Raw genomic sequence first — 19460 nt, 5'->3', positions numbered from 1 at the left:
CTTATGAGAGGGCGAGCGCGCGCGCCGGATCCAGCACGGTCAGTTCCGCCTGCAGTTCGCCGATGCGCCGCGCGAGCGCCGGCTTATCCGCATCCTTGCGGTTGCTCATGGCCTTCAGCGTGCGAAGCAACTGCTGCTTGATTTCGAAGACGAGCGCCGGCTCCCAGCTCGCGAGCGGCAGCGAACGCGCCGCGCCGTCGAGTTCGTTCAGCAGTGCCAGCGCCGTGTCGGGCTTCCCGCCGTAGTCGGCGAGGCGCGCCATGACGAGCCGTTGCAGGTAGCGGTGCCGCTTCGTCTTCATGCCGGGCAATGCGTCGAGCCAGCCAAACGCCGCCTCCACGCCCTCGCGCGCCGACAGGTCGCGGGCCTGCGCCTCGATCTCGGGCCAGTCGCCGGCCGCCTCGCCTTCCTTGTCGGCCGACACAGGGAACGGCGCCACCGTCTCCCCTGCTTCAAGGTCGCGTACTACGGCGTGACGCGCGATCCATTCGAGCGTCGCGTCGTCGGCGAACGGCGTGCCGTCGTTGAAGGCGAGACGCTCGATGCCGGGCAGCCGTTCGAGGAACAGCGCGAAATCCGCGCGCAGCAGTTCTCGCCAGGTGCTGTACGGCGCGCCGACGTGATCGAGCGCCACGTGCTGGAAGTACTGGAGGTCAAACCACAGGTGATTCACGCCCTCCATGAACGCGCCCTCGACACGTTCGAGCAGTTCGTGCCACTGCTTCTGCAGCACGAGCCGCTTCATCTGCTGGCGCAGTTCGCCGCGCGGCGGTGGCAGACGCGTCTGAGCCTTGGCATCGGCGGGTGGGACTTCATGCAGCGTGTCCCAGCGCACGCTGCGCACGAGCCGCACCGAGGGCAGATAGCCGTTTTCCTGATCGCGCAGCCACACCGCCATCGTGCGGGCCTGGTCGAGCAGGTCGCGTGTGGACCCGATGGGGCTCGACGTGGCCGTCCTCGCCGACGGAACCGCTGCCGCTGCCACGCCCGCGTCTGCCTCCGCCGCGCGTGCAGGCTCGGCCTTCTGGTCGAAGCGGGACACGAGCGGCTGCAGGTTCGGCCGCGCGGCTTCGGGCCACGTTGCGGTTCGTTCGAGCAGCACGTCGAGCGCGGCAAGCGCACGTTCGAGGTCCTGCGGTGCGAAGGCACCCCGGCGCTCCAGCAGCTCGATCATGCGCGTGGTCGCCAGCATTTCGAGCGCGCCCTTCTTCGCTTCGGCCCGTGCGGGGAGCAGCGCTTCGCCGAAGCGGTCGACGAGTGCAGCCGCCAGTTCGAGGCCGTCCGCAAAACCGGCGGCACCGTCCTGCCTCAGCCGCGCGAACGCGTAATAGCCCGCGAGACGCAGGTCTTTGCCGGTCTCCTTCAGTAGCTGCTCGCAGGAACGGATGATGAGGCCATCGTCGATGCCCGAGAGCTTCTGCGTTTCCTCGCGTACTTCGAAGAACACGTCTTCGTAGCCGGGGTCGCGGCCCGCCCCACCCTCGCCAGGCAGCGGCTGGACCCAGGCAGACCAGGCATCGAGGCGGGCGCGCGCGAGTTGCTCGCCGTCGTCGCGGGTCGGAAAAAGGCGCTTGAAAAGTCCGCCCAACATCATTGAACCTCCGGTACGTAGCCGCCGGGCAGCGGCATGGCGGCGTGCTTTGCCGCGGCGATGGCAGAAGCCGGCAACGGCGGTGGACTGGTGCCCGAAAGCTTCGGTCCACCGGCAGCCGGGCCCGTCACGAAGACCCGCGCCGGCAGCGTGAAGTGGCGCAGCTGCAGCACGTCGAGCGGCCCCGCGCCCGCCTCGCTGCGCAACTGGACCTTGAGCGGAATGCCCTGGCTCGTGTCGGGCGTCCACGTCAGCAGGTAGCGTGCGCTGTCCTGCTGTGAAACCTTCGCGCGCTCGAGCAGCCGGACCAGGCCGAAGCGGCCCTGCGCATCGAGCGCGCTGCGCAGTCCGCCCTGCGCCGTCTGCCATTCGACGTGCGAGAGGTTTTCGAGCGACTGGCCAGGCCATTCGAACGGCGTCCACTCCTGCTTCTGGTTGAAGTAGTGCAGCTCGCGTCCGGACAGCACGAACCTCATGTCGGTCACGCCCGGCGTGGGCACCGCGCTCAGTTCGTAGCGCACGTGCGCGTCGCCGGACGGGAACACGACCGACGAAATGCGCGTGAGCTGGTTGAGGCTCCTGAGGAACGCCGGATCGATGGTCAGCGCGCCATGGTCCGCGCCTTGGGCCGCCACCCACCGGTCGCCCTGCCGCTCGACAACACCGGCAAGCTGCGTCGTCACGAACTGTGCGATGACGCCGTTGTCGGGCCGCATGAAGCGCGCCATCTCGGGCAGCGACGCATCGTTGTCCGAATCCGCGAACGGATAACGGCCGCCAAACGAGCGGTTCCAGTCAGCGACGATCGCGCTGCGCCAGATGTCGTTCAGGCTCGACGCGGCAGGCTGCACGACCACCTGCCAGGTCTGGTCGAGCGGCGCGCGGAACAGCTCGCCGAAACCGGCCCACTGCTCGCCGAGGCTGGCGGCCACGCGGCTCGCGTAGTCGCGGCTTTCGGCGATGTCGGAGGTCTTGCCCTGCAGCACCGACTGCGCGGCCATTCGGGCCATCGCGTCCGGGTCGCTGCTCGAGACGATCTGCGTGGCTTTGAGGCGCATCGCCGTGACGCGTTCGAGGTAGCGCGCGAGGCTCAGGTCGCCCGTTGCAGCCTGCTGAACCGCGGCCTTGCTGCCCGCTGGCGCGGGCTGAGCGATGTCGCTGCCCGTGAGCCGCAGGATCGGCCCAAACGCCATGGCGAGCGGCGCGAGTTGCGGCTGCGCCTGCTTCGACGGATTTTTTTCGTCGGCGCCGACGAGCTGCTGTGTCTTGCTGATCAGCGTATCGGACAGCGACTGCGCATTCGCGCCCGCCCCTGCCTGCCAGACGATCGCGTTCATCAGCGCGACGAGCGGCGAGCGTTGCGGGTCGGCCAGCAGCGTGAGCTGGTCGGCGGTGGCCGAGAGCGTGGGGGCCGGCAGCCAGCGCAGGCTGTTGAGAAACAGCGCCCATGCGCGCGTGTAGTCGTCGAAGTAACGCTGGCGCAGTTCGGCCTTCAGCGTCGACGGCGCGGGGTTCGTCGCTTTCGTGTCCGAGAGCACCCAGTCGCCGGCGACGTCGCGCTGCCCGCTCGCCTCGTCGATGGCCTTCGAGATGCGTTCCTCCCACGCGGTACGCGTGAACACGCCAGGAATGGTCGCCGTCGTGTTGAAGAGACCGCGGCCCGTGGTGTCGCCGAGCAACGTCGCGAGGGACACCGGCGGGTACTTCGGCGACGCGTCCGCGATGATCTGCTGGTACAGCGCGTCCTTCGAGTTCTGGATGCCGCGCACGCCGATGACAGTCTGACGCGTGGCCGCGATCAGGCCGCCGTCGGGCACGATGGCCAGCGACGAACCGTCTGCCGACGCACCGCGTCCGACGTGGTTCGCAAAGAACGCGATGGTGTGCTGGCGCAGGTCCTCCCAGGTGCCGGCGGATACGGACGAGTTCTCCGGTCGCGCGGGTACCGCGGTAGCGACCAGTTGCGGCGCGAGGAACGCGGCCATCGCGCGCTCGGGCTTCGCCAGCATCAGGTAGGCCTTGAGCGTGTCGTAGGCGGCCTGCACCTGCGCGTTGCCGCCGCTCGCGATCTCCGCGTCCGACAGCGAAGCGAGCTGGCGCAATCGCGACTCGAGCCTCTCGCGGATGGGACCGACGAGGATGCGACCCGCGGCGTTCTCGTAGCCCGGCCACAGGGCTGCCAGCAGCGCGGCGTCGTGGTTCAGGCCGAAGCGTGTTGTCCAGGGGGCACCGTCGCGCTGACGGGTTTCGAGCGTGTCGATCTGGCGGTCGAGGCTGTCGAGCGTCTGCAGGGCCTGCGTGCGGTCTTGCGAGGCGGAGTGCTTCGTCAGCGTGCCGCCGGCTGCCTGGATGGTTGCGCGGTTCGTGAAGCCCGAGATCGTCGTGCCGGTGAGCCACAGGAGAAGCATGGCGGTGGTCAGCCATGCTGCGGTGGTCGATAGCGAGAAACCGACGCGGCGGCCGTGGACCGTGCGGCTGTGGGTGGCGACGATTTGCCAGATACTGCGGTGTTGCGGGCTGCCAGCCGGCTCGTCGTCGTTCGCGTCGGCAGACGCGGGCAGCGCCAGCACCCGTTCCTTGAACAGCGGTGCGAAAAGGAGGCCGTGGACAGCGTGGCGCCACAGGCGGGACTGCGACGTCTGCTGGACCAGGCCGGTCAACCCGTCGCGCAGCCGGTCGATATGTCGCGAGAGTTCGACGGAATAGCGATCGGAGGCATTCCGCGTGAGTCGTACGACGCCGGCATCGGCGAGGTCGTATGAGAGCCCCTGCAGGGACCGGTTGATCTCGTCCTGGTTCACGAGCGGGCGTGACCATGTGAAGCCGATGGCGTCGTCGGGACCCGATGTTTCGCTGCCGAAATCGGTGACGTTGAGCAGGTAGGCAGGCGCCGCCCAGCGCAGGGCGCGGGCATGGCGGGCGAGCCGCTGGGCGAGGCCATCGGTATCGAATGGGGCGTTCGCGGAGCTACGGCCGCTCACGATGCCTACGATGGCATCGACCGGGCGACGGCGGCGCAGGCGGCGGATCTGGTCGAGCCAGTCCGTGTCGAGCGTGGTGGTGGTTTGTTTTGCGTAGAGCAGGACCGCGTCGCCGGTAATCAGATACCCCTTGTCAACAAGTCCCGGCGCCAGGCGCTTTACAAGCGGTTCGTCGCCAGCAAGGAGAACCCAGCGTTCGCGGTAGCGCCAACGGAAACCGTGACGGTCGCTCAGGGCATTGCGAAGCAATGTAGCCCGGTCGGCTTGTCCCGACGATTGACCCTGATCGTCGTGGTCCACGGACGCTGCGCGCCTGCCGGCGTCGTAACGGGCAAACCAGCGGGAAGCTCTCAGCGATGCGATCCACAGCAGCACCACCTCGAAGTACTTGACCAGCAGGATTACCACCAGCAAGGCGCACAGCAGCGAAAGCTCGATGATGATGCGGGTATCGCGAGACCACCCGTGACGGAGCCCCTCGACCCATATCGCGATACCAAGCGCAAGGAAGACGATGACAGCCGCACTGCCAATGAAGAGGCCGGCCGGTCGAGTCTTGTTTTCATTCCTGTTGTCGTTCATGTCTGCTTTCTGCATATGAGGGCGATCAGTTCCTCACCTTCGCCACATAGCACCAATTGCGGATCGCCCGTTGTCCGGGCACTTTCTGCGGCAAGGGCGACGGCCAACCACGGCCCTGCGCCCGAGCAGTCGCCCACCGACGTCTCGAGCGCGATCCATCGCGTCTTATCCGGGAATAACGCGGCTTGCCGAACTGCACTCATAGCGTCACTGGTCAGGCCATGCACCCACACCGTGTGCAGGCGACCGCGCAAAGATTGTCCCCAACGGGTTGCAAGCTCAAGCGTCGAAGCGGCGGCATCAAGCGTGCCTTTGGCTGGCCGGTGCAGACGTAGTCCAACGGGATTGGCCGGTGACGTAAGGCGCGGGTGCCCAACGAGCAGGGCAACGCCCGCCTCTGCAACGCCATCAGACAGGACGGCACTGATTGCATCGCGAAGCTCAATAGCTACCAACAGGTTGGCTGTGTTGATGTATTGCTTGTCAAGCCACGCGTCCGTGCGGAAGAGCGGAATCGGCTGTTCACTAGGCACGACGTCCACCTTTAACGCGGGGACTCGTTCAGCGAGCACCTCCCGTAGCCGGGTCCCGACGGCCCCAGATTTGAGCCTCGACCGATGATGCAGCTCGACCTGCAGATTCGTTCGCGGTGGAAGAGCGCTGAGCTGCGGCAGGAGACGGTCGATCAGACGTTCGAGCAGCCACGTACAAACGGCGTGATGGCGGGCATGTTCGGCGAGTTCGTTACCCGGAAGAAAATGCATATCGGGGATGTCGAGCCAACGTGCATTGACTTCGCTATCGGCGACTGCGCCGCTTGCCCGAAGCTTCGCCAGTTCAGTTCCGTTTAGGATTCCTTCGAGCGAATTTTCCGAATCGTTCGCGGCGAAGCACCAGGCATGGCCCAGTACCGTCAGCGGCCGGCCCGCCACGGCATGACACGCCCGCTCTGCCTCATCGCTGATGCGGTTGGTCGCAATCGCCTGATTGCGACGGACATAGCCGTATCCGAGCCAGGAGCACAGCAGAAATGCCCACGCCATGAATGGGTAGCCCGCGACACAAAACCAGAACCACAGCGTGTTCGTCGGCGCGCCCGCAGGCCATAGCACGACCGCCAGTGCCGCTCCTGCGCCCATCACCAGAATCAGCAGGATCGTCCAGACGACCATCGACGGCTGCGGCGCGGGCGGCACCGCTACCCGTGGCGGCACGCGATTGAAATCAACAGGCATCGCTTATCGAACCCGCGCCCCGGCGGAAGAGGCAATGAGGACGGCCCCACACCGCGTGTGATCGCCATCACGCGATATCGGCGTGGCGCCATCCTTCATCCTGCCGCTGCCTTCGACGATTTCGTTGTCGCCGTGGATCGGGCACGACACCTTGTCACCGACACGGGCGGCCCGACGACCCTTCACCTTGATGCGATCCGAGCCGGTCAGGATCTTGCCGCCGTGGCTCGTTGAGTCGCCTTCGTATGCGAGATTTTTCATTTAGTGTTTTCCCTTGTGAATTGATGAGGTGCCAAGATGGCATCTTTGGGTGCGTAGAATTCCCCTTCACTTGGGTTTCTGACAATATGCCAAATGAGATGTCCATCATTTACCTTCAGAACTGCCTTTCCATTCTTTACGCCAAAGAAAGAAGAGGAGTTGACGACTGCCGATTTCCCAGTGCCATCGACAACCCCATCAATATTTTGATTTTTTCATCGTCACAGTCCGTCTTGTTGCCGCTTTGCGTCACTGCACAATACTGCCCTTGAAGCTTTTTGCCTTATTGCTCTAGATTAATTGAAAACGTCATCGTGCCCGGAGAATTATTCCAGCCCCATTCGCTGGCAAAAGGGGGAGACTGGAGGCGCCACCCACTGGCCGAAGTCGCGGCGAATATGCACACAAAAATTGAGCTCTTATTTTTATTCATGATGCCGATCCCTTACAGTTCAGATTCGTTGAATTGCCTCCGCAGGCGATATTTTTAATCTCCTCAGGTTTCAGTTAATTACGCCAGTGGGATTGTTTTCAGGAAATCGAAAGCACGCTCCATCGCGTTGGTTGCTCAGTAGCCGAGACGGTTAAGCGCTTTCCGGATAGAAGCAGCATCTTTAAGCGGATAATGAATGAGCTTTCCATTCATCTCGCCATCCCATCCTTCACCTAGTTTTCTCATAACATCCTCTTGGCGCAAAAACGGTTTACCTAAATTTCCGAGCGCAAGTCTATATACGTAAATTTTGTAGTAGTCACCTTGAATATCTGACGCTTGAGAGTTCGTCGACCATTTCACTAGAACCACGACATCTTTCCTATTTCGATAAAAGACTGTGACAATTTGAGGACTACCGCCCTCTACCTCATAGGTGTCTACGATTTTCGTAGACTTCCCGGTACACGCCCATCGCATATCTATAGAGTAGTCTGGTCTACCGATCGCGGGTGAGTCATTCGCTAAATTGACAGCATAGAAATCCAGATTGCACCCTTTCTCAAGCTGTTCAGCTGAAAGTTGTTGAAGCATAGACTCAGCACACCACCCGGACATTGAGCAGGTTGTGGCAACGCATATAAGAAATTTAAAAAGCAAGCCTTTTTTTACCATCCATTTCCTCCTGTCAACGTTGAACTCCAGTCTTGCGAGCATGGCATACGCCCTTGGTTAATTATCGAAAAAGCCAATTTTGCAGCAGCCTTTCGTCGCCCGAAGTCCTTTAGCGCAGGGTTGATCTTTTTCGTAACTGCCTTTACGTTGTTTCTGTCAGAACTTTGGCTAATAGCGTGGTTGGTCCAATACCATGCGGACGAATCGGTCGCAACATGCCTGTCGGTTTCTACCTTCAAAGGGTCTGCGACAACATCGATATTGCTAGCTTCCTTATATCTTGCATAATTATCATACCATGTGAGATGCAATAGACCTCGCCCTCTATAGTCCACGAGAGGATTCGCGTTGTCGCCAAAGAGAACCACGCCCAGCTCTGGATCATTATTTATTAAGTGTGTCTTGGTGTACTGTTCCATTTGGGGCGTCACCCAATCTGGATGGATACGCTTCAACCCAGCCGCAAGGGCGCTCCGATAAATATCCCACAATCGATTGCCGTCCTTGTATCTCAGGTTTTCACGGAAAGCGGTAAAACCACCGCACTCGACCTCACATTGTCCAAAGAAGTGCGCCACCCTGTGGCACGTATTAATCTCGAATTTTTCAAAGGCGGCATTCAATTCAGGGGCAAATCCTGCCGCATCTTCGGTCGTGATCCTTGCGAAAATCTTTTGTAGGACAGTTGATGTAACCGTGAGATCAGATCCACAGTGAGCGCACGTTAGAACACATGGCGATGCAAAATTCCCCCCTAACGCAATCGGATGAATATGAAAAACCTCCGACGCCGGAAAACCCGGTATGCCGGCCTTCACCTCATCCCACCACGCGAGCGCCTCGATCCGCTTCTGCTCTTCCTCGTGCTGCGGCTTAGGCCCCGTCTGCTTCTCCAGCTCGACGATCAACTGCTTCCACTTCGACGGGTTCGCCCATTCGCTCTCATGCTTAACAATCAGCCGGGACGCCGCCTGCATCAACCACGGATATCCCCCGCGCCCAGTCTGCGCCAGCGTGCATAGTTCATCTGCTGCCTGCTTGCCATCGCCTCTTGTGAACAGGGTGCCGTACACCTTGAGCATCAAGGGGCTGAGCTTCGAACGCGAAGCAAGGTCGGCAACATTGGCGCCGCTCGCATAATCGACCCACTTCTGGGTGGTCGCAAAGATCGTGTGCGCCGGATCATGGGTATCCCCCAGACACTCAAAGTCGATCCACTTCTGCGCGAATTCTCGCGTCACCCGTCCCCCAGCGAAGTTGAAATCACACACCCAGCCGTCGATCGATTGACCTTGTGCATTCACGCCCTCGACGTGCCACCAGTTCACCGGGTAACCGGGATTGGGATTCGGATGCGGTTCGGGGATTCGCCGCTTCGGGTCGCGCGCCAGTTCGGCGAGCGAATACACCTGAATCGCGTCTGTCTTTCTCGACTGCGGGTCTGCACCCGGAACGAATTTATTGTCCTGGGTGTGTTGATACAGCACCGTGCCCGGCGCGATCCGCAGAATTGTCGGCTCGGATGGCAACCCCAGCGTCGCCCAGTCGTCCTTGTGCGGACCGTGCTGGTTGACCCATGCACGCCCCTGCTCAAGGAACGACTGGATGCTGTCGTCGCAGAACACCTCGATGTGCGCCATCCGGGTTCCGGACGTGCATTGGTTCAACGAGTCGTAGCGGCCGAGGTGGCCAATCAGATCGCCCGCCTTGACCGGAATGCCGCCTCCATCGCCCTGCGGATCCCCCTTTGTGCACATCTGATTCGTCGTCACGATCACACGGTCGAACATCGAGTCCGGGATGACCTCCTCGACGACCGGCCCGCCGTTTTCCTGGCCGAGATAAACCCAGCCGCCAATAGCACGGGAGGGCTCGACGTAGCCACCGGCGTCGGGCGGATACAGCGATGCCCCGTGCAGGTCCATTACCTGGCCCCAGCCCTTCTCCCTTTTGCCGGTGCTGACGCTCGCGCCCTGCGGCAGGATGCCAATGATTTCTCCGTGCGGGCGGCTTTTGCGAACCCGCAGCCCCTGCTGCGACGGATCGGCGATCTGCCCGCTACGGCCCGGTAAAGGCTTGTCCTGCGCGTGCGGTGTGATCTTCCATTGCCGTTGCCAGTACGACGGTTTTTCACACTTCGGGAAGTTCGCGTAGTCATCCCGTGACATCAGGTGCATGTACAGGCTGTAGAACGTCAGCTTCGTGCCCTGCGGGAACTCCATCGTGTGCCGCACCAGCGCGAAGCCCGTGCTATAGGGCGCCTTAACGGGCAATCCGCTACCGGCCTCGGCGATCTCGCTAAGCGGATATGTCTTGTTGGCGCGAAACGCGATCAGAACGCCATCGGCGATGCAACGCAGCCCCTCGTCAAGATCCAGCGATTGCCCTGCGCCAGCCTCCGTGATGTGGATACCGCCGTGCCACATCCCCTTGCGACTGACGAGATACGCGCCTGACGTCTCGCGTTCGGCCAGCAGCCGGTAAATCTCGTGTTCGTCGGTGAATTGAGTCGAGGCCTCGGACTTGCCCCGTCCCTTTCGACGGAACGGAAAGGCGAACGGCAACGGCTTCAGCTTGACTGGTGCCGGGGTGGGCACCTGCGGCTTCTTCGGTGCTGGTTGGCTTGTCATGATTGAGCTTATTCAGAAAATCCGAAGTTCGTTGCGTCCTTCACGTCGTTGAGCGGCGCCCTGGACCATGTCGGGAATTTGAAGCTGCCACCGTCCGGGTCGTCGACTTTCAGGTCGCCCTTGAGCTCGATTTCTCCGGCCGGACTACCGAGAATGATCTTGCCGCCCGAGAGCTTGATGTAGGCACCGGACCCGTCGCCGAGCGTGACACCCTTGCGGCCCGTGATGATCACTTCGCCGTCTGATGAACTGGCTGTCATGTCCTGCATCGACATCAGTTCCATCGTGTCGGACTGCGCCTGGACCTGGACTTTGCCCTTCGCGGCGAGAATCCGGATCCCGAGCCTCGCCGCGAAAAAGGAAATCGCCTCGCCAGCGGCGACTGCGATACGCTTCATGACGCCAATGTCGAGCCCGTCACCTGCGGTAACGAACATCTGCTTGCGGGCCGCGAATTGCATCTGTCCGCCGCTCGCGAGGCCGATGCCTTCCGGAGCTGTCGCCACAATGACCGGCTGCTGCAGACCCTTGAGCTTTTGTTGGATCAGCTCGCGCTGTTGATCGATGTCAGCCTGCAGCGCCTTCGCAGCATTCGCTGAGTCATTCAGCGCACGCAGGATCTGTTCGGCCTGCTCAAGCGTCACGTCTGCATCCTGCATGGCGAGTTGCTTGCCCGCGGCGCCCGGTTGTTCCTCGGCGGTGACCAACACACCCTTCGCGCCACGAACAGCAGTCGGCCCATCGGAGCGCAGCTCGGCACCTTGCCCACGCTCCTTGCGATCCCCATCGACCATATGACCAAGATTCAGCTCACTGGTCTGAAACGGCGTCGTCAGGTGAATGTGCTCGATCCCCTCCCTGTCCTCCATCCGCATCTCGTTCTGCGCGGCGGTGCGAACGATGTTGCGGGTGTTGTTCAGGTTGTTGACGAGATCCGGGTGCAGGCTGTCGTGCATGGCCCCGAGGATCACGGGCCGGTCGGGATCACCTGCAGTAAAGACGAGCGCAACCTCGGCCCCGTCGATCAGCGGGAAGTGGTGGCCGTAGGTGTCGCCGCTGTACGGCTTGGCAAACCGCACGGGCCGGCTCGTGCCGCCCGGACTCCACTCGTCCAGGTCGAACGGCAGCTTGATGACGTACCAGCCCTGCTCGGTCAGATACGCGTACTTGTAGTTGCCCGGCGACGTGATGCGCCCCGGCAGGATGCCATCGATACTCGGCCGCGCAATCCGTGCCGTCGGCGTGCGCCAAACGCGGTCCGATGGAATGCCCTCGAACGTGACGTGGTAGGCCTCGTTACGTGCGCCCCGAGCCTTCACGGTCGTCACGAAGATCCCGTGCTTCGCGTCGGCCGGATTCGGCTCCACCCGCATCACCTCGCCTGCTTCCAGCCAGAACGGATTGCCCGCGCCCGTGTACGTGAGCTGGTCCGCAAGCCACGCTTCGTGCCGCAGACGCGCAATGCGTTTGCCTTCCTCCGGCGTCTCGTAGTGCTCGCCCCAGTGGTAATCCACCGCGTCCGTGGTCGCGTCGCTCCGCGCCGTGTTCTCTTCAACGAGCAGCGATACGCCCGCCTGACGGTGGTTGTAGTCGTGCAGGCGCACCGCTTCCGGCACTCGGCGGCTGCGGCGCGTGAGCGATTTGATGGCGTCAGCGCCCGCGCTTTCAAGGCCGCTGTCGCGACGGTACGGCACCGTACGCTGCCTGCGCGCATACGCGTCCAGATCGTCGCCGAACACGATGACGGTGTGGTCCTTCTTCTGCTCCCAGCGGAACCAGATGCCCTCCTGCGCGCAGATCCGCTGGATGAAGGCGAACGTCGTCTCGTGGTATTGCGTGACGTACTCGTGCCGCTTGTATTTGCCCCGCAGATTGAACACGAAATCCACGCCGGAGCGGTAGCCGTAGTGCCGCAGCGTATCGGTGACGATCTCCTCCACCGACTGCTTCTGGAACAGGCGGCTCGTCACGCCGCGGTTCAGGTCCGCCATCTTCGGTTCGAGCACGACCCGGTAGTGCGTCTCGTCGGCCGACGTCGCGAATTCATCGAAGCGCGTGACGATGCCGTGCACGGTATACGCCGCCGGCACGCTGCTGAACTTCTCCGCGTTCTCGCCGAACATCCGGCGCAGGTTGTCGATGTTGGGGTCGACCGGCGTGATGTTGAACCTCGCTGGCCGTCCCAGCACCTGGTCCATCGGAATGCCAGCCACCGGACTCGTGAACTCGATGACGTAACGGTACAGCTCGCTCACCCGGTCGACGCAGGCGAACCGGAGGATCGAGAACGGCGCCGGGTGTGGCGCCAGCTTCAACTCGTACGCCTGCAGCGGCAAGACCATCGACATGCGAACACCTTTCGGGAAGCAGCACGCCTCACGAGACGTGAGGCGTCGGACAGAACAGCCGCCGGGCGTCACGCCCGGCGGCCCATGCGGTCACCAGAAGCGTTGAATCAGCTCTTCGCCTTCGGCATCTGCGAAACCAGCGACAGGCCGATGTCCATCCCTTCCACCTGGAAGTGCGGAATGATGAAGAGCTTGATGCGGAAGAAGCCCGGGTTGTCCTCGATGTCCTCCACCGTCACCTTCGCCTCGCGCAGCGGGTGCGATGCCTGAAGCTCGTCACCGGGGTCCTTCATTTCCGTCACGAGCCCCTTGATCCAGCTGTTCAACTCGAGTTCGAGCAGACGCCGGTCCTTGGTCGTGCCGATGTTCTCGCGCTGGATCAGCTTCAGGTAATGCGCGATACGCGAGAGCAGGAAGATGTACGGCAGACGTGCGTTGATGCGGCTGTTGGCCGTGGCTTCCTTCGTCTCGTAGAGCGCCGGCTTCTGCGTGGAGTTGGCCGAGAAGAAGCACGCAAAGTCGTGATTCTTGTAGAACGACAGCGGGATGAACCCGAGGTTGGCGAACTCGAACTCGCGCGTTTCGGGAATCAGCACTTCGGTCGGGATCTTCGGCTGCACGCCAGTGCCCAGGTCATACAGGTGAACCGGCAGGTCTTCGACCTTGCCGCCTGCCTGCGGACCGCGAATCTGCACGCACCAGCCGTTGTTCACAAAGCTGCGCACCATGTTGGCGGCGAACGCGAACGACGCATTCATCCACAGATACTTGTCGTGGTCCGGGCCCTTCACGGCCTCTTCGTAGTTGAAGGCACGCACCGGCACCGTGTCCTTGCCGTAAGGCAGGCGACCCAGCACACGCGGCATGACGAGGCCGACGTAACGGGCGTCGTCGGTATCGCGGAAGCTCTTCCACTTGATGTACTCGGCGCGGTCGAAGTAGTTCCCGATGTCCTGAATGGCGGCAACCTCTTCCATCGACTGCTTGCCGAAGAACGCCGCCCCCACCGAGCCGACGAACGGCATGTGCGCCGCCGCCGCGACCTTCGAGATGTTGCGCAGGAGCGCCACGTCCATCGGCGAGCTCGTGAACTCGAAGTCGCTGACCATCGCGCTGATCGGCTGGCCACCCGGCGTGTCGTATTCCTCGATGTAGGTCAGGCGATACAGGCCGCTCTGGATGATTTCCGGCGTGTCCTCGAAGTCGCGCTGCAGCGCATCCTTCGAGACGTCGAGCACTTCGATGCGCGCGTTCTTGCGGAAATCCGTACGCGAAACCAGCAGCTTGAGACCGCGCCAGCGGCCTTCCAGCGCCTGGAATTCCGGCGTGTGCATCACGGCGTCCAGTTGCTGGCTGATCTGGCGGTCAAGCTGTCCGATGTAGAAATCGAGCAGCGACTTGTCGAGCCGGTCGACCGGCTTGCTTTCCTTCGCGATGAGGTTGAGCAGCGCGTCCATGCCGCGCGCCACGCGTTCGTCGGGCGAGGCTTCCGAAAGCGTGTCGTTGTCGCGGAACGCTTCGAGCGGACGCGCCTCGGCGACGGGTTTCAGGTTGATCTTGTTGCACAGCGATGCATAGACGCTGTCGTTTTCCAGCACAACGGTCTCGGTTGCGCCCTGGCGGGATTCGTTCTGTTTCATGGATGACTCGGTTCTTCGTATGGCGACGTGGTTGCGGAACGCGGTAAAGGCCGTCTTCGACCTTCCACGCTCAGGCATGGCCTTCCGGCTGTGTCGCGGCCGTGGCGACCTGCGCGAGTTCGCCGCGCAGCCTGTCCGACAGACGTTTGTCCTTGAGGATCTTTTCGAACTCGCGGCGGAACGTGCCGTTGTCGAGCAGGTTCGACTTGAGGTCGCGCAGCAGATTGCGCATGGCGAGCAACGCCTGCAGCTCTGGAATCTGGCGGGCAACCTGCTCCGGCTCGAAGTCTTTCATCGACCGGAACGACAGATTCACGGGCAACTCCGAGCCATCGGCGGCCAGGGTGTTATCCGCAGCGATCTTGAGGTCCGGCGCATAGTCGGCGAGCACCGCATCGAAGTTGTTTTTGTCGATATTGATCTTCTTGCGCTCGGCCAGCGGCGCCTGTTCACGGCCGGCGCTGAAGTCGCCCGCGACCAGCAGCTTGAGGGGCAGTTCAACCTTCTTCTGGGCTCCGCCCGTATGCAGATCCAGCGTAATTGAAACGCGACTCTTCGGAATTTCTCGTTGGAAGCTATCCATTGGTAGTCCTCTTTTTGGGGCGATTTGAGCTATGAGGAAGTGCACGCCTGTGCTGTGCACGGAACGCCCCTCCGGATGCTTAGGCATGGCTATTACCGGTCGTATTGAGCGCCATCAACAATCGCAGGTTGCGTGATCGTGTGATTTGCCCTATACGGCGAAATGGAACAGCACCTTCGGACGGCAAACGGGAGAGCGTCGCAGAAGGTTACGCGATAGAGGGATGTCCAATTGTCAAGGATTATCAAGCTTGACTGCCGGCACCCTCATCTACCTCATCAGCTCGACAGTTAGATTCAATCTCTTATATGCGTATTGATTGAATTGATTCTTGGCAAACAGGAAATTCAATTTGGGCATTGAGTTTTCCAATTTAACAAACATTCGATTCCGGGTTACGAAGAAACCATCGATCACAAAAATAGAATCCGCAAGATCAGGATTGACAATTATTCATAATTCAATCAACCACGCCATTAAAATGGCAATCCAAGTTCATCGTGTATTCATTAGTCTTCCAGCCCGTATATCAGGCTTGCGCACCCGTAAGCTATAACCAGATAAACAGCAGACCATGCGGATCGACAAACCGCTCTGGCATGAGGGCCTCATCCTCTCCCAGCAGCACTTCCAGCAACAGGACAGATGGACCGGCTTCGCGATGCAGCAGGTCGCATCCGTCGCGCTTGCCGATCCTTGGGGCACGCTCGGCATCGAGGTCGACGAAGAAGCGCTCGCCACGGGACGCGTGAAGCTCACGCGGCTGAAACTGCGCTTTCCCGATGGCACCCCAGTGGACACGACGGTGGCCGACCCGCTTCCTCCGGCACGAGACCTTACAAGTGGCGTGCCCGCCGATCTCCAGTCCGTCACCGTGCTCGCGGCACTCGCCCTGCCCGACGCCAACGGCAGCAACTGCCGCTTCGACGAGACGTCGCTTGCGCGTCCACGCCGTACGTACCGTGAGTTCGTCAAGGTCACAGACATGAATGGCACCGGCGACGCGGAGATTGCCGCAGAGCGTCACGCGGTGCGCCTGCTGTTCGACTTCGAGCCGCACGCCGACGACACAGTCTGTGCAGTCGCCCGGCTCACTCGCGGAGCGGGCGGTCAGTTCCAGGTCGACCACCGGTTCGTGCCGCCGTGCCTGACGCTTGCCAGCCACCCGTTGCACCTCGAACGCATCAACCGGCTCGCCGATATCCTGCTTGCAAAAAGCGCAGCGCTGGGCGCGCGCCGCAGCGAGCGCATCGAACAGGTTGCCGAGTACGGCGTAGCTGACGTACAGCTCTTCTGGCTGCTTCACTGTATCCATGCGGCGTGGCCGCAGTTGCACCTCTTCGCCACCCATCCGGCCCGCTCGCCGGAGCAGTTGTACGGCACCCTCGCGCAGCTCGCCAGTGCGCTCACGACGTTCTCGACCGCAACGTCGCTCACCAACATTCCGTCCTACGACCATGCCCGTGCCGACGAGGTTTTCTCAAAGCTCGAGAACATGATCCGCGACCTGCTGGACGCGATCATTCCGTCGCGCGTCGTATCGATCGGCCTGACCCGCAAGAGTCCGACCACCTGGGCCGGACAGTTTCTCGATAGCCGGATCGTGGAAGACTCGGCCGACTGGTATCTGTCCGTCAACGCGCCCGTGTCCGTGTTCCAGCTGGTCGAACAGTTTCCCCGGCTGTGCAAGATCGGCGCGCCGGACGACGTCGAACACATCGTCAATTCCGCGCTGCCCGGCATCGGGCTGAAGGCGGTACAGCGCGTTCCCGCCGCGATACCGGTGCGTCTGGACAATCAGTATTTCGCGCTCGATTCCAGCGATCCCGCGCACGCACGGATGCTGGCCGCCCGCGCATGCCAGGTCTATCTGCCGGCATCGGTGCCTGATGCGTCGCTCGAACTTTACGCGGTGCTGCGCTCATGAACGTCCTGCCCTCTCATCGCCACGAGCCAGCCCTGATGGATGCCGGTGAAGCACGCACATCGGCCCGCGGCATACGCGACCTTCTGCGCGACACAGCACTCCTCGTGACGACGCTCGCTGGCAGCCGGAAGGTCGACGATCCTGTGGGGTTCCGTAGCCGCTGCGAGCAGATCATCGACCAGTTTTCGGGCGCGCTGGGACGACGCGGCTATCCGGACGACGTGCGTCACGACGCCGTCATGGCACAGTGCGCCTTGCTCGACGAAACGGCGCTCCGGTATCTACCGCCGGACGTCCGCGCCGACTGGGAACTCGCGCCACTGCAGGTGGGAAGGTTCAGTCTGCACGATGCAGGGGAGCGGGTGTTCGAGCGGCTCGAAACGCGCATGCGCGAGGCCGCACCACATATCGATCTGCTGGAGTGTTATGCGGCCATCCTCGGCATCGGTTTTACCGGACGCTATGCACGCGAAGGCGAGGCGAAGCGCGCCGGACTGATCTCATCGCTGAACGCCCAGTTGGAAAAACTTCGGCCATCGGCGGATCGTCCTTTCGTTGTCGACCGCGCGGGACGCAGGTTTTCCGATCTCTTCTACCGGCTTTCGCCGTGGGCCGTTGCCGGGCTGGCGTGCCTCGTTGCTGCGATCGTCTGGGGCGCCTGGTCCGCAGCGCTCGATCTGCACGTCGCGCAGCTCGCGCCGGCGAAGGCGCTGCGGCCGTGAAGTCCGAACTCCCTATGCTTGCTCCGTCCGGTGTGCGGCCACCCGACGATGGCCACGAGGGGCTCGGTTACCCGTTCCGGCTGATGGCCGTACTTGGGGCCGTGCTCGCGCTCGCCGTGATCTGGCTCGTGTTGCCCGCTGGACGCGGCGTGACCTGGGCATTGACCGCGACCATTGCACCGCTCACGCTGGCACTGGTGTGGTGGCGCACGCACCAGCTTTCCCGCGCACGGGAGCAGGCCGCGCACGTGCTTGCCGCACTGGGAGCGGCAACCGCCGACATCCCCGTCAGGTTGCGCACGCGCATGCCGCTCGTTCTGGTGACCGGCGACGGCCTGCCCGCGCTGTTCGACCGGAACGCCGGGGCGCGCTTCGCGCATGTCGGCGATGGAGCGATCTGGCTGCGGGTCGATCGTCCCCAGGAATTGCCGAGACTCGCCGTTGCCGTCAGGCAGTGGCGCGACGGCCGGGCACCGGACGGTGTGGTGCTCTCTGTCGCGCCCGCCCTGCACGCCGGCGCCGACATGATGACGCAGCAGTTGCGTGTCGTGCGCCAGTCCGTTGCGGATGCGGCACGGGTACTCGGCACCAGACTGCCCGGGTATGTGGCGGTCTATCAACGGCTCACCACGACGGGAACGTCGGGTGCGGCGGACAGCGAAGCGGCCGGCACTGCCGATGTCGGCCTGGCCCTGCCGCCACGCTGGTATGGCGTCTCTTCTGCGGCGCCGCTCGTAGACGCCGTACGGCTCGATGGCGTGATCCAGGCGGCAGAGGACGAAGCCCGCCTGACGGCTGGCGACCGGAAGACCACGGAACGAGCAGCCGCGCTCGCGTCGATTGTCGGATGGACCCAGCGCGTCGTACTCGGCACACTGGCCGACCGGCAGCAGCCGGCCACGCCCTGGCCACTGTTCGGTGCCGGCTGGATCGACTGCGGACCCGCCACCAGACCGGACCGCCCATGGGAGCGCGACGTCGCGATGCAAACGCACGTCCTGCGTGCGGACGCGGCTGCTTCACCGCTACCGTGGCCGTTGCCGCAGCCGCTTGTGGAGGCGATGCCACGGCGGCACTGGATGTCGCCGCGTCTTGCGGCCCTGGCCCATGCGATCGCGCTGCTCGCGTGTGCGGCCATCGCCGCGTTCTGGGCCTCCGCAAGAAACAACGATGCGCTGCTCACGCGTATCGGCGCCGATCTCGGGCGCTATTCGATGATCCCCGTATCGCACGACACGGCAAGACACGACGCCCTGCATGCGCTCGTCGCAGACCGGGACGAGCTCGACCGGTACACGCGTATCGGTGTCCCGCTGCGTCTGTCGTTCGGCATGTTCCGCGGCGCCCGGCTGATGCCTGCGCTCAACGACGCGATCGCCTCATATGTCCCGCCTCCCCCGCCGCCGGCCGTCGTCACGCTCGACAGCATGTCGCTGTTCGACAGCGGCAAGGCACAGCTCAGGCCCGGTTCGACGCGTGCGATGGTCGGTGCACTGGAGATGATCAAGGCGCATCCGGACAAGCGGATTCTCGTGGCTGGCTACACCGACAACGTCGGCACGCCAGAGAGCAACCTGAAGCTGTCCGCAGCGCGCGCCGAAGCCGTACGCGACTGGCTGGTCGAGGCATCCGCCCTCCCCGCCACGCAGTTTGCCATTCAGGGCTACGGCGACACGCGTCCGCTCGCCACCAACGATACGCCCGAAGGGCGCGCAAGAAATCGGCGCGTGGAGATCACGCTGGTGCCCGACACGGCAAAAGACGCGCCATCGTCCGAAGCATCGAAGAGTTAAGGCTTTCTAGTCCCCGAAGCTTCCTGCTTCGGGATTCCAGTGCCCGGCCACAGGCTCCG

Annotated in this window: 12 protein-coding genes; 3 read left to right on the top strand and 9 right to left on the bottom strand. The window is 62.8% G+C overall.

The annotated features are described in order from the left end of the window. Nucleotide 1 precedes the first annotated feature (1 nt). From tssA to tssB, 9 genes are all read right to left on the bottom strand, one after another. Nucleotides 2-1591 (bottom strand): type VI secretion system protein TssA, encoded by a 1590-nt coding sequence (tssA, locus tag P2869_RS23565; RefSeq protein WP_267880076.1) that lies wholly within the window; start codon nucleotides 1589-1591, stop codon nucleotides 2-4. Then, entirely contained in the window at nucleotides 1591-5154 is a 3564-nt protein-coding gene (locus tag P2869_RS23560) for an ImcF-related family protein (RefSeq protein ID WP_277599731.1), read from the bottom strand. The genes tssA and P2869_RS23560 overlap by 1 nt, the downstream gene beginning before the upstream one ends. Further along, nucleotides 5151-6389, bottom strand: a complete 1239-nt coding sequence (locus P2869_RS23555) for a hypothetical protein (RefSeq protein WP_277599730.1) — start codon at nucleotides 6387-6389, stop codon at nucleotides 5151-5153. Before P2869_RS23555 ends, P2869_RS23560 begins: the two co-directional genes overlap by 4 nt. 3 nt (nucleotides 6390-6392) lie before the next feature. Beyond that, nucleotides 6393-6650 (bottom strand): PAAR domain-containing protein, encoded by a 258-nt coding sequence (locus tag P2869_RS23550; RefSeq protein WP_277599729.1) that lies wholly within the window; start codon nucleotides 6648-6650, stop codon nucleotides 6393-6395. A 568-nt stretch (nucleotides 6651-7218) separates the two neighbouring features. Then, entirely contained in the window at nucleotides 7219-7758 is a 540-nt protein-coding gene (locus P2869_RS23545) for a hypothetical protein (protein WP_277599728.1), read from the bottom strand. Continuing rightward, nucleotides 7752-10388, bottom strand: coding sequence for a glycoside hydrolase family 19 protein (locus P2869_RS23540; protein WP_277599727.1), 2637 nt, complete (start codon nucleotides 10386-10388; stop codon nucleotides 7752-7754). The genes P2869_RS23545 and P2869_RS23540 overlap by 7 nt, the downstream gene beginning before the upstream one ends. Nucleotides 10389-10396: 8 nt before the next feature. Next, nucleotides 10397-12736 carry a type VI secretion system Vgr family protein gene (gene vgrG / locus P2869_RS23535; RefSeq protein ID WP_277599726.1) on the bottom strand — a complete coding sequence of 780 codons (2340 nt, stop codon included), beginning with the start codon at nucleotides 12734-12736 and terminating at the stop codon, nucleotides 10397-10399. A gap of 107 nt (nucleotides 12737-12843) precedes the next feature. Beyond that, nucleotides 12844-14376: a type VI secretion system contractile sheath large subunit gene (tssC, locus tag P2869_RS23530; protein ID WP_277599725.1), complete on the bottom strand. Its 1533-nt coding sequence runs from the start codon at nucleotides 14374-14376 to the stop codon at nucleotides 12844-12846. 70 nt (nucleotides 14377-14446) lie between these two features. Continuing rightward, nucleotides 14447-14959 carry a type VI secretion system contractile sheath small subunit gene (tssB, locus tag P2869_RS23525; protein WP_017776030.1) on the bottom strand — a complete coding sequence of 171 codons (513 nt, stop codon included), beginning with the start codon at nucleotides 14957-14959 and terminating at the stop codon, nucleotides 14447-14449. Nucleotides 14960-15533: 574 nt separating this feature from the next. On the opposite strand from tssB, the gene tssK reads away from it, so the two are divergent. Genes tssK through P2869_RS23510 form a run of 3 tightly spaced genes read left to right on the top strand, consistent with a single transcriptional unit; the run spans nucleotide 15534 to nucleotide 19401 of the window. After that, complete coding sequence (tssK, locus tag P2869_RS23520) at nucleotides 15534-16886, top strand: type VI secretion system baseplate subunit TssK (RefSeq protein WP_277599724.1); 1353 nt, start codon at nucleotides 15534-15536, stop codon at nucleotides 16884-16886. Further along, a complete protein-coding gene (locus P2869_RS23515; protein ID WP_277599723.1) occupies nucleotides 16883-17608 on the top strand; it encodes a DotU family type IV/VI secretion system protein in 726 nt (241 codons plus the stop codon). The genes tssK and P2869_RS23515 overlap by 4 nt, the downstream gene beginning before the upstream one ends. Further along, nucleotides 17605-19401, top strand: coding sequence for an OmpA family protein (locus P2869_RS23510; RefSeq protein WP_277599722.1), 1797 nt, complete (start codon nucleotides 17605-17607; stop codon nucleotides 19399-19401). Before P2869_RS23515 ends, P2869_RS23510 begins: the two co-directional genes overlap by 4 nt. Nucleotides 19402-19460: the final 59 nt, after the last annotated feature.

This window comes from Paraburkholderia sp. SUR17 (genome assembly GCF_029536165.1).
In the GTDB taxonomy this organism is placed as follows: Bacteria; Pseudomonadota; Gammaproteobacteria; order Burkholderiales; family Burkholderiaceae; genus Paraburkholderia; species Paraburkholderia kururiensis.
This window is presented reverse-complemented; position numbering and strand designations above follow the sequence as displayed.